Origin of the sequence: Streptomyces sp. F001, from assembly GCF_004187715.1 — a bacterium.
Classification (GTDB): domain Bacteria; phylum Actinomycetota; class Actinomycetes; order Streptomycetales; family Streptomycetaceae; genus Streptomyces; species Streptomyces flavusporus.
Genome location: NZ_QZWF01000003.1, coordinates 253,168 through 264,628, shown reverse-complemented (window position 1 = coordinate 264,628; position 11,461 = coordinate 253,168). Strand labels below are relative to the sequence as shown.

At 71.4% G+C, this 11,461-nt stretch carries 8 protein-coding genes, 3 tRNA genes and 2 pseudogenes; 5 read left to right on the top strand and 8 right to left on the bottom strand.

All coding sequences use genetic code 11. The annotated features are described in order from the left end of the window. Positions 1-16: 16 nt before the first annotated feature. From purD to StrepF001_RS14375, 5 genes and pseudogenes are all read left to right on the top strand, one after another. Positions 17-1,267: a phosphoribosylamine--glycine ligase gene (gene purD / locus StrepF001_RS14390; RefSeq protein ID WP_129798640.1), complete on the top strand. Its 1,251-nt coding sequence runs from the start codon at positions 17-19 to the stop codon at positions 1,265-1,267. Positions 1,268-1,552: 285 nt separating this feature from the next. After that, complete coding sequence (locus tag StrepF001_RS14385) at positions 1,553-3,385, top strand: hypothetical protein (protein WP_240797503.1); 1,833 nt, start codon at positions 1,553-1,555, stop codon at positions 3,383-3,385. 20 nt (positions 3,386-3,405) lie between these two features. Beyond that, positions 3,406-3,797, top strand: a pseudogene (locus StrepF001_RS47890) (hypothetical protein); the annotation flags it as partial. 278 nt (positions 3,798-4,075) lie between these two features. After that, positions 4,076-5,575, top strand: a complete 1,500-nt coding sequence (locus StrepF001_RS14380) for a N,N-dimethylformamidase beta subunit family domain-containing protein (protein ID WP_129798639.1) — start codon at positions 4,076-4,078, stop codon at positions 5,573-5,575. Between the two features lie 73 nt (positions 5,576-5,648). After that, entirely contained in the window at positions 5,649-6,548 is a 900-nt protein-coding gene (locus StrepF001_RS14375) for a phosphoribosylaminoimidazolesuccinocarboxamide synthase (RefSeq protein WP_129798638.1), read from the top strand. A 45-nt stretch (positions 6,549-6,593) separates the two neighbouring features. Here the strand turns inward: StrepF001_RS14375 and StrepF001_RS14370 are convergent. The 8 genes and pseudogenes from StrepF001_RS14370 to StrepF001_RS14335 all read right to left on the bottom strand — a co-directional run bounded on the left by StrepF001_RS14370 (position 6,594) and on the right by StrepF001_RS14335 (position 11,248). Then, positions 6,594-6,666: transfer RNA gene (locus tag StrepF001_RS14370), tRNA-Gly, on the bottom strand. 23 nt (positions 6,667-6,689) lie between these two features. Continuing rightward, complete coding sequence (locus tag StrepF001_RS14365) at positions 6,690-7,292, bottom strand: response regulator transcription factor (protein ID WP_129799101.1); 603 nt, start codon at positions 7,290-7,292, stop codon at positions 6,690-6,692. 35 nt (positions 7,293-7,327) lie between these two features. Next, positions 7,328-8,681, bottom strand: a pseudogene (locus StrepF001_RS14360) (histidine kinase); the annotation flags it as partial. A gap of 20 nt (positions 8,682-8,701) precedes the next feature. Continuing rightward, the gene (locus StrepF001_RS14355) at positions 8,702-9,469 is read right to left on the bottom strand and encodes an ABC transporter permease (protein ID WP_129798637.1); all 768 of its coding nucleotides are present in this window, start codon (positions 9,467-9,469) and stop codon (positions 8,702-8,704) included. Beyond that, on the bottom strand, positions 9,466-10,428 hold the full coding sequence (locus StrepF001_RS14350; RefSeq protein WP_129798636.1) for an ABC transporter ATP-binding protein: 963 nt from the start codon (positions 10,426-10,428) through the stop codon (positions 9,466-9,468). The genes StrepF001_RS14355 and StrepF001_RS14350 overlap by 4 nt, the downstream gene beginning before the upstream one ends. 129 nt (positions 10,429-10,557) lie before the next feature. Continuing rightward, a tRNA-Gly gene (locus tag StrepF001_RS14345) sits at positions 10,558-10,633 on the bottom strand. A gap of 80 nt (positions 10,634-10,713) precedes the next feature. Continuing rightward, a tRNA-Gly gene (locus tag StrepF001_RS14340) sits at positions 10,714-10,785 on the bottom strand. 145 nt (positions 10,786-10,930) lie between these two features. Further along, positions 10,931-11,248, bottom strand: coding sequence for an Lsr2 family protein (locus StrepF001_RS14335; RefSeq protein ID WP_129798635.1), 318 nt, complete (start codon positions 11,246-11,248; stop codon positions 10,931-10,933). Positions 11,249-11,461 lie beyond the last annotated feature (213 nt).

The window sequence follows — 11,461 nt, the reverse complement described above, 5'->3', positions numbered from 1 at the left end:
CCGATAGGCTGACCCCGTGAAGGTCCTCGTCATCGGCAGCGGCGCCCGCGAACACGCCCTGTGCCGCTCCCTGTCCCTCGACCCCGCCGTCACCGCGCTGCACTGCGCCCCCGGCAACGCCGGCATCGCCGAGGTCGCCGAGCTGCACCCGGTCGACGCCCTGGACGGCGCGGCCGTATCGGCGCTGGCCGCACAGCTCGACGTCGGGCTGGTGGTCGTAGGCCCGGAGGCCCCGCTTGTCGCGGGGGTCGCCGACGCCGTGCGCGAGGCGGGTATCCCGGTGTTCGGCCCGTCCAGGAAGGCCGCGCAGCTGGAGGGGTCCAAGGCCTTCGCCAAGGACGTGATGGCCGCGGCCGGGGTTCCCACCGCCCGCTCGTATGTCTGCACGACGGAGGCGGAGGTCGACGAGGCACTCGACGCGTTCGGCCCGCCGTACGTGGTCAAGGACGACGGTCTGGCCGCCGGCAAGGGCGTCGTCGTGACCGGTGACCTCGACGCGGCGAAGGCGCACGCGAACGCCTGTGAGCGTGTCGTCATCGAGGAGTTCCTCGACGGCCCGGAGGTCTCCCTCTTCGCGGTCACCGACGGCGAGTCGGTCGTCCCCCTCCAGCCCGCCCAGGACTTCAAGCGCGCGCTGGACAACGACGAGGGCCCGAACACCGGCGGCATGGGCGCGTACTCCCCGCTGCCGTGGGCGGACCCGAAGCTGGTCGACGAGGTCATGGAGACCGTCCTGCAGCCGACGGTCGACGAGATGCGGCGTCGCGGCACCCCGTTCTCCGGCCTCCTCTACGCCGGGCTGGCGATCACTTCCCGCGGTGTCCGAGTGATCGAGTTCAACGCCCGTTTCGGTGACCCCGAGACCCAGGTGGTGCTGGCCCGTCTGCAGACCCCCCTGGCCGGCGTCCTGCTGGCCGCGGCGAACGGCACCCTTGCCGACCTGGAACCCCTGCGCTGGAGCGACGACGCGGCCGTCACGGTCGTCGTCGCCTCGCACAACTACCCCGGCACGCCGCGCACCGGCGACCCGATCACCGGTCTCGACGAGGTGGCCGCGCACGACGCCCCGCACGCCTACGTCCTGCACGCGGGTACCAAGCGCGACGGCGATTCCGTCGTCAGCGCGGGTGGTCGTGTCCTGTCCGTCACCGCGACGGGCGGTGACCTCACGGAAGCGCGGGAGCGGGCCTACCGGGCGGTCTCCCGCATCCGTCTGGACGGCTCCCAGCACCGTACGGACATCGCGGCGAAGGCGGCGGGCGCATAGCCCCACTACCCGTACGATCCACCGCCTGACCAGGCACTTCGCAGGCCCCGGATGCCTCCCGCAGCCGGGGCCTGATCCTTGCCTTCCGTCATCCACCTCTCCCCAGAGCCATTCCATCGAGTGACCGATGTCCTATCCGGCTGACGAGGGACGAGGCCCCAACTAGGGTGCGGCGCAAGCGTTCCGGCACTTGGCCCATCGGCATTGCGATGTCAGTGGTGGGTGCCACAGTGGGGGAGTGAGCAACGCCAGGACAGCCAGGACGGGAGGGGGTGAGATCCGGTCGTGACCGGTATGGGTGTGGAGACGGGGGCGCAGGCCGCGCGCTCCCGGGCGCTGGCCGTGCTGCGGATCCGCAGCCGGGCGCTGGCCGTCGCCGTGCTGCCCGGGGCGGTCGCCGTGGTCCTGCTCGCGGGCGGTTCCACCGGCCATCTCGTCGGCCTCGGCTGGGACGTCGCCCGCTGGGCGGTGAGCGCGCTCGCGCTCCTCGTCCTGCTGGCCGCGGGCGGTTTCGCGCTGCTCGTCGCCCGGGCGCGGCCCGCGGTGAGTCCGACGGTGCCGATCGCCGAGGAGGCGGCCCCCGATCTGTACCGGTTGGTGCGCGACCTCGCCGACCGTCTCGACGTCCCCGCCCCCTCCGCGATAGCGCTCACGCCGGACTGCGACAGCTGGCTGGAGGACCGCACCCATCCGGCCCACGGTCCCCCGCACGCGCTCGGGGGCGCCGACGGGACCTCGGGCACCGAACGGCACGCCGCCCAACGCCGTACGGACGCCGCCCCCGTCCTCGTCATCGGCTCCCCCTTCCTGTGGTGGATGCGCGTCGGGGAGCTGCGCGCGGTCCTGGCCCCGGTCGTCGCCGGTACGGGGCCTTCCGCACACCCCGACATAGCCGCGGCCCGGCGCTTCGTCCGGGGCCTGGACGCGGCGGCGGCCGTCGTCTCGACGCCGGGCCGTGGTCCCGTGGTCCGCACGGTGTGCGCGGGCCTCGGCTGGGTGGCCCGCCTGCTGCTGCGCGGCTGCCAGGAGCACACGGCCCAGATGGAGCGCGGGGTCGCCGCCGCTGCCGCCGAGCGTGCACAGGCTGTGGATTACGGGCTGCGGATCGTCGCGCAGGAACAGGTCGGGCTGGCGTACGCCGGTTGGGACCGTCTGCTCACCCGGGTCGCGCTGCCCGCCTGGCGGATGGGCCGCTGGCCCTCCCGGCTGGACGCGGGCGTTGTCGCGGCCCTCACCGAACTGTCCCGACGCGACCGCCTGGCCGAGGGCTTCGCCTCCCGACTGGGTGAGCGTCCCGCCTGCGACCTGCTCGAAGAGCCCGGCGCGATCGACGAGGCCGCTTCGCTGCTCGCCGCCCGCCTCTTCCACGGCGGACCGGCCGAATCCGGTCCCGCCTGGTCGCCGGTGGACTGGCAGGAGTACCCGGACGAGGTCGTCGACCGCAAGTGGCGCACGGACGCGGCCCGCCTCCACCGCGTCCTGGACACCCTCGGAGTCCGCCGAGTCGCCCGCGGTGCGGACAGCGGCCCAACCCTGGCCCGCGTCCTCGACCACCTCACAAACCCACCCCCCGCACAGGACCCCCCACCGGACCCAACGACACCGGAACCCCTGATGCGGGCCTCGGACCGATCAACCGGGACATCGGGCGTGCCGACGGGCACATCGGATCCGCCGACCGGGACATCGGATGCGCCAACCGGAATATCGGACCTGCCGACGGGGGCCTCGGGCAGGTCGGCCGAGGCGTCGGGTGAGTCGACCGAGGGATCGGTCCCCTCGGCCGGGCAACCGCGTCAGCAGATCGAGGGGCCGGTCTCCCCGACCGGGACATCGGATGCGCCAATCGGTATATCGGACCCGCCGACGGGAACCTCTGCCCGCCCGACCGACGCATCGGACCAGCCAACGGGCATATCAGACCAGCCAATTGGAACGTCGGGCCAGTCGACCGAGAGCTCGGACCGCCCGACCGACGCATCAGACCAACGGACCCGGACACCGGCGGCCCACCAGGCCCACCGCACCCCCTCAGGCGCCGGGCGCCCCCACCAGCAGCCCGCCAACTCCCAACCCTCCACCCGCCACCCACGAGCGCCCCGGAGCCCCTGCTCATAGCCGACCCCCACCCCAACTCCCGCTGCGCCGCCCTGGCCGCCGGGCTCAGTGCGGAGCTGGCGCGGGAGGAGGCCTCTGGTCTCGCCCCCAGGCAGGCCCACCGGCCGCCGCCTCGCATCCCCTCTGGGACGGCGGAACGCTCCCCCTCTTCCCGCTCCAACCCCCACGCACCCCCCGCGAACTGCTCGCCGACCACGTCACCGCGATGGTGTGCTGCGCCGCGATGGACACCGCCGGCGCAATCCCCGGGCTCGACTGGCTCGACGGCCCGTCCCTCCTGGTCAACGGCGAGCGCGCAGCCGATCTGACCCCCAAGGTGCTGAGCCTCATAGAGGACGGCGACCCGGCACCCCTGCGGTCCTGGCTGGCCGAGGTCGGGATACGCCCGGAGAAGCCGGTACGGCTCGTCTGAGCCCCGACATGGAGCTCCCGACGCGGAGCCCCTGCTTCCGTTTTCGGTCAATTCAAAACGAATCGTGACGGACTCGGTGCGGAATGTGATGTGCTGGGTACTGAACGCGCACATGGCAAGAGCGCTCGACATAGGACGAGCACCGCAAGACGAGCACGCAGGGCACGCACCACGCACCGCAGGACCCGCACTACAAGACAAGCACCGCAAGACGAGCACACACCCACAGCCGACACAGCACGACACAACAAAACGGGGCCCGAGGGAGGGAGGCGACCATGGGGTCGGAGCAGATCCGCCGCTGGGAGTCGGGAGCACTGGCACACGCCGTGACGGATCCCTTCGGCCAGGGCCCGGTCCCCTGGCTGCGCGGCAGCGAGACGTACTTCGACGACACCGGCCAGGTCGTCCCCTGGTACGTGACCCGGCCCGGCCGACAGACCCGCCCACCGCAACCGGCACCCCCGCGTCCCCGCCCCTCGCTCCGCGACGGCCCCCGCTCCGCGGACGACGTCCACCGCCAGATCAAGGGCTTCACGTCCACCGGAGCGGTCGCCCCCGGCGAGGCAGTCGACTTCCACATCACCGTCGACCCGCCCCAGGAGTTCGCCGTAGACATCTACCGCATCGGCCACTACGGCGGTGACGGCGCAGCCAAGATCACCACCAGCCCCCGGCTGTCAGGCATCGTGCAGCCCCCGCCGCTCACCGCAGACCGCACGGTCTCCTGCCACCACTGGTGGCTGTCCTGGCGGCTCCAGATCCCGTCGTACTGGAGCGTCGGCGCCTACGTCGCCGTCCTCACCACCGCCGACGGCTACCGCTCCCACGTCCCCTTCACGGTCCGCCACCCCCACCCGGCCGACCTGCTCCTGCTGCTCCCGGACATCACCTGGCAGGCGTACAACCTCTACCCGGAGGACGGCCGCACGGGCGCGAGCCTCTACCACGCCTGGGACGAGCACGGCCGGCTGCTCGGCGAGGCCGACGCAGCGACCACCGTCTCCTTCGACCGGCCGTACGCGGGCGCGGGCCTGCCCCTCCATGTGGGCCACGCCTACGACTTCATCCGCTGGGCCGAGCGCTACGGCTACGACCTCGCGTACGCCGACGCCCGCGATCTGCACGCCGGCCGTGTCGACCCCACCCGCTACCGAGGCCTGGTCTTCCCGGGCCACGACGAGTACTGGTCGACGAGCATGCGCCGCACCGTGGAACTCGCCCGGGAGTACGGCACATCCCTGGTCTTCCTCTCCTCCAACACCATGTACTGGCAGGTGGAGCTCGGCCCGGCACCGTCCGGCACCCCGGACCGTCTCCTCACCTGCCGCAAGCGCAAGGGCCCGGGCAGGCCGGTGCTGTGGCGTGAAGTCGACCGCCCGGAACAGCAGTTGATCGGCATCCAGTACGCGGGCCGCGTCCCCGAGCCGCACCCCCTGATCGTGCGCAACGCCGACCACTGGCTGTGGGAGGCGACCGGCGCGCACGAGGGCGACGAGATCGAGGGCCTGGTCGCGGGGGAGGCCGACCGCTACTTCCCGCGCGCCCCGCTCCCCGACCACGACGAGCGTGTCCTGCTCGCCCACTCCCCCTACACCGACAGCGAGGGTGTGCTCCGCCACCAGGAGACGTCCCTGTACCGCGCCCCCTCCGGGGCCCTCGTCTTCGCGGCCGGGACGTTCGCCTGGTCCCCCGCCCTGGACCGCCCCGGCCACGTGGACGCCCGTGTCCAACGGGCCACGGCCAACCTCCTGGACCGCATCTGCAAACGTGACTGACCTGACCCGCTGTCCACGCTCATCCCGGCATACGGGAGAATCGACCCATTGGACAGAACCACGGGGAGGAACCGTGTCCGGATTCGTAGAAAAGCCCGAGCCGATCCAGGTTCCGGGCCTGGTGCATCTGCACACCGGCAAGGTGCGCGAGCTGTACCAGAACGAGGCGGGCGACCTCGTGATGGTCGCCAGCGACCGTATCTCCGCCTACGACTGGGTGCTGCCGACCGAGATCCCCGACAAGGGCCGCGTCCTCACCCAGCTCTCCCTGTGGTGGTTCGACCAGCTCGCCGACCTGGTCCCGAACCACGTCCTGAGCACCGAGCTGCCGCCGGGCGCCCCCGCCGACTGGGCCGGCCGCACCCTGGTCTGCAAGTCGCTGCAGATGATCCCGGTGGAGTGCGTGGCCCGCGGCTACCTCACCGGCTCCGGCCTCGTGGAGTACCGGGAGTCCCGTACCGTCTGCGGCCTCGCCCTCCCCGAAGGCCTCGTCGACGGCTCCGAACTCCCCGCCCCGATCTTCACGCCCGCCACCAAGGCCGAGGTCGGCGAGCACGACGAGAACGTCTCCTACGAGGAGGTCGCCCGCCAGGTCGGCGCCGACACCGCCGCCCAGCTGCGCCAGGCCACCCTCGCCGTCTACTCCCGCGCCCGCGACATCGCCCGCGACCGCGGGATCATCCTGGCCGACACCAAGTTCGAGTTCGGCTTCGAGAACAAGAACCTGGTCCTCGCCGACGAGGTCCTCACTCCGGACTCCTCCCGCTTCTGGCCGGCTGACCAGTGGCAGCCGGGCCGTGCGCAGCCGTCGTACGACAAGCAGTACGTCCGCGACTGGCTGACCTCCGCCGAGTCGGGCTGGGACCGCACGAGCGAGCAGCCGCCGCCCCCGCTGCCGCAGCAGGTCGTGGACGCGACGCGGGCCAAGTACGTGGAGGCGTACGAGCGACTGACAGGCACCACCTGGAGCTGAGCCACGAAAAAGACCCCGGTCGCGATGACCGGGGTCTTTGTCCAGAGCGGACGACGAGGCTCGAACTCGCGACCTCAACCTTGGCAAGGTTGCGCTCTACCAACTGAGCTACGTCCGCAGTGCGCCGTGGCGCGAGTGCAACTATACCCAACCCCGCTCGCGGGCGAGCCGTACCGCCGTATGACGGTTCTCCGCCCCGAGTTTCGACACGGCCGACGACAGATAGTTCCGTACGGTCCCCTGTGACAGCGCGGCCCGCTGGGCGATCTCCGCGACGGGCGCCCCGTCTGCGGCCAGCTCCAGCACCTCGGCCTCGCGTGCGGTCAGTGGCGAGTCCCCGGCGGAGATCGCGTCGGCGGCCAACTCGGGGTCCACGAACCGGTTTCCTGCATGCACCGTGCGGATGATCTCAGCGAGCCGCTGCGCACTGACCGTCTTCGGGACGAACCCGCGCACACCCGCCGCGAGCGCCCGCTTCAGATGCCCGGGCCGCCCGTGGCTGGTCACGATCAGCACCTGACAGCCGGGCAGTTCGGCCCGCAGGGATGTGGCCACCTTCACACCGTCCGCCCCGGGCATCTGAAGGTCGAGCACGGCCACATCCGGCTCGTGCGCCATCGCCATCGCCAGCGCCTCCGGCCCGCTGGCCGCCTCGGCGACGACCACGAGGTCGTCCTCCAGGGAGAGCAGCGCGGCGAGCGCACCCCGGATCAGATGCTCGTCGTCGGCGAGCAGTAGGCGCACGGTCACGAGGCGACCTCGCAGTCGGCCGTCGTGAACGGCACCTCCGCCACCAGCCGGAACATCCCGCCACCGACCGGCCCTGCCGCCAGCGTCCCGTCGACCGCGGTCAGCCGCTCCCGCAGCCCGGCGAGACCGGAGCCCGCGGCCCCCAGCCCGGCAGGCCCCGAGCTCCCGCCCCCGGCCCGCAGCCCGCCCGCACCGTCGTCCGCCGCACTGCGGCCCTGCGAAGCCCCGCGGTCCGAACCACTGCTGTCCGTACCCCCGTCGCCCGTACTCCCGCCGCCTGTACTCCCGTTGCCGGAACCCCGCTGCCCGCACCCCGCCGGTGACCCCGTCGTTCTCCACCGTGAGCACCACAGTCCCCTCCTTCACCCGCAGCCCCACAACACATCGCCCGGCGTCCCCGTGCCGCAGCACATTCGTCGTGGCCTCCCGCACGACCCATCCGAGCGCCGACTGCACCTCCCCCGGCAGCCCGGTGACCTCCCCGGTCACCTCGCACTCGATGCCGGCGGCCGTCAGCACCCCGTGTGCACCGGCGAGTTCCACCCCGAGGTCGATCTCGCGATATCCCCGTACGACATCCCGTACCTCGCGCTGCGACTGCTGCGCGATCCGCTGCACCTCGATCATCTGCTCCACCGCCTCGGCCCGGCCGCGTCGGGCCAACTGCACGGCCAGTTCGCTCTTCAGCGCGATCACGGCCAGGTTGCGCCCCATCACATCGTGCAGATCCCGACCGAACCGCAGCCGTTCCTCCGCGACGGCGAGCCGCGCCCGGGTCTCGCGGGCGGCGTCGAGTTCGTAGACGGCGTTGAGCAGCCAGACGGAGAAGACAGAGGTGAAGGCGAGGAACCCGCCCCCGAGCAGCACCGCGAACGTCCCGATCAGGGCGTCTCCCCAGGGGGTCCCCAGCGGCAGCGACACCGCTCCGGCGCCCGCGGCGAAGCCGGCCACGACCGCGAACACCCGCCGCCGGCTGCGGATGCCGAGTGAGATGCTGCCGACACCGAAGATCAGGACGATCCCGAAGACCGTGCCGGTGGCGGTGGCGGCCTCGCCCCGGACCGGGAGGTACTTCACGAGCACGAGCGCGGTGACGGAGATCACCGTGCTGAGCGCGCCGAGCGTCCACAGCAGCCGGACCGGCTGCTCGCGCCTGCCGCGCGTCCAGTCCAGAGCCCGCGAGGCGGTCACGGCGCAGACCCCGGCGTGCACGCCCACCATCAGCAGGAGCCAGCTTCCCAGCCCCGGCCCCGCCTGGCCGACGGCCGGAACCCCGATCGTGAGGAGCTCGGCCACCCCGAAGAAGTGGTACGACCACCGGGTGTACGTCTCGATCTTCGCCGGCGTGCTCTTGCCCCGCCACCAGCTCCCCGGCCTGCGCAATGCCCCGCTCCTCCCGTTCGTCAGCGCCTCGGCTCCCAGCGGAACCATCGCCGTACAGCAAACACCGCGAGTACGGTCCAGGCCAGTGCGGTCGCCACGGCGCCCAGCGCCTCGTAGGCGGACAGGTCCCCGGTCCAGCCGCCGCGCACCAGGGTGATGACCGGCGTCAGCGGCAGCAGTTCGCACACCGAGGCCAGCCGGTCGGGGAGCAGTTCCAGCGGGACGGTGATGCCCGAGCCGAGCATGGACACGAACAGCATCGGCAGGCTGGTCACCTGGGCGCTCTCGGCGGTCCTGGTGAACCCGGCCGTGACCGCTGCCAGCGCCCCGCACAGCACGAGCCCCAACAGCACCCCGACGACAGCGAGATGAGGAGCGGGCGGAGCCCCGAGATCCAGCAGGACCGTGCAGCCGGCCGCCAGCAGCACGCACTGGGTGAGCCCGATCCCGGTCGCCGGCAGCGCGGCGCCGACGAGGATCTCCCGGTCGTGCAGCTCCCCTGTGCGCAGCCGTTTCAGCACGAGTTCCTCGCGGCGGACGACATAGGCGCTGGTGAGGGCGGCGTAGACCGCGAAGAGCAGGGCGAAGCCGACGGCGGCGGGCAGGAGCACGGTGCCGACCGTGAGCCCGGCGTCCGCCAGGTCCATCCCGTCGATGGCGGAGCGCACGCTCAGCGGCAGCAGCAGGGGCACGAGGACCGCGGTGACGAGGGTGGCCCGGCTGCGCACCAGCAGGGTCAGTTCGGCCCGCGCCAGCGCACTCATCCGAGCCGTGACGGTCGTGGTCATGCGGTCACCTCCGCCTTCCCCGCCTTGGCGACGGCACCGCGCCCGGCGATCTGCAGGAACGCCTCCTCCAGCGAGGCCGACCGCACATCCAGCCTCCGCAGTTCGACCCCGGTGTCCCGGGCCCACACCAGCAGTGCGGTGGCCGCCCGTTGCACCTCATGCGTCCGCAGCCGTACGGCCCGCCCGTCCACCTCGTGCCCGACGACCCCCAGCTCACCGAGGGGCGGCAGGTCTCCCAGGAAGTAGCCGTGGGGCAGCTCGAAGGAGATCCGGGCCGGCTGTGACGCCGTCACCTCGGCCGGTGTCCCGGTGGCCACGATCTGCCCCTTGTGCATGATCGCCAACCGGTCGGCCAGCCCCTCCGCCTCCTCGAGGTAGTGTGTGGTCAGCAGGACCGTCGTCCCCGTGTCCCGCAGCCTGCGGACCAATTCCCAGGTGTCCCGTCGCCCTTCGGCGTCCAGCCCGGTCGTCGGCTCGTCCAGGAACAGCACCTCGGGATCGCCGAGCAGTGCGAGCGCCAGGTCCAGGCGCCGCCGTTCACCCCCGGACAGCTGCTTCACGCGTACGCCGGACCGCGGGCCGAGCCTCACGAGCTCCAGCGCCTCGTCCACCGGCCGCGCCCCGCTCGTACAACCCGCCCACATCCGCACGGTCTCCGCGACGGTCAGCTCCGACGGAAAACCGCCCTCCTGCAACATGACCCCGGTCCGCGGCCGGACGACGGCCCGCTCGGTGTAGGGATCACTTCCCAGGACCCGCACCCGGCCTCCGGTGGGCGCCGCGAGTCCCTCCAGCAGTTCGACGGTGGAGGTCTTGCCGGCGCCATTGGTGCCCAGCAGCGCGAAGAGCTCGCCACGTTTCACGTGGAACGTGATCCCGCGCACAGCCTCGAACCCGCCCCCGTACACACGCCTCAGGTCGGTGACCTCGATCACGTGCTCGTGTTCCTTCGTGTTCATGACCACAAGCATCCCGGCGGCCGCGGCCCGGCAGGAGTGCACGGTGTCATCACTCGGGATGACAAATGTCAGATGCCGCCATCCGCATCTACGCCAAAGGCCCCGGTCGATGACCGGGGCCTTTGTGACTGGAGCGGACGACGAGGCTCGAACTCGCGACCTCAACCTTGGCAAGGTTGCGCTCTACCAACTGAGCTACGTCCGCATTGCTCCCGATCAGCTTTCACTGACCGGTGCGAGCACCAGCCTACCTGATCCACTTGAGTGGTCGGGACGGCGATGCAGAGCGGGTGACAGGGATCGCACACTGCGCCTTCCCCCTGGAAGGGGGATGTTCTACTACTGAACTACACCCGCATGACTCCGTGGGCTGGGCTTTTCCGCCTCGCCCCTCGGCGTGCTCCAGACTCTAGCTGATCACCAGGGGTGCTGCGCAAGTCGGCTCCTGCGAGGGGCGCGTGAGCGGCCGGGCCCGGAGCCCGTCCAGCTCCACGGTGCGGGCTCACCGGGCCGCGGCGAACGCCTCGTAGACCTTCTTCGGGATCCGGCCCCGCGCGGGTACGTCCATCTTGTTGGCCTGCGCCCAGGCCCGAACGGCCGCCGGGTCGGGGGCGACCTCCGTCTGCCGATAGGCCTTGCCCGACTTCGACCGCTTGCGGCCGGCCTCCACGTACGGCTCGAGCGCCTTACGCAGTTTCTTGGCATTGGTTTCGTTCAGGTCGATCTCGTACGACTTGCCGTCGAGTCCGAAGGCGATCGTTTCCGCCGCTTCCGAGCCGTCGATGTCGTCAAAGAGAGTGACTACGACACGCTGCGCCACGAATATCGGTCCCTTCGTGCGGCAGCTCGGTGATGACGTGCCAAGACGTCATGGAGATGCCGCGGAGATGTCGGCTGTCGGCCAGTTATCGGGGAAGTATCGGCTATTGCCAATTCATTTGTACAGTGCTCGGCAAAGCAATGTGAAGCCCGAGTAAATCTCCCCGCGTGTCCAGGATTCAAGGGGGAGGGCGGCGACTTCGATTGAGGGTGG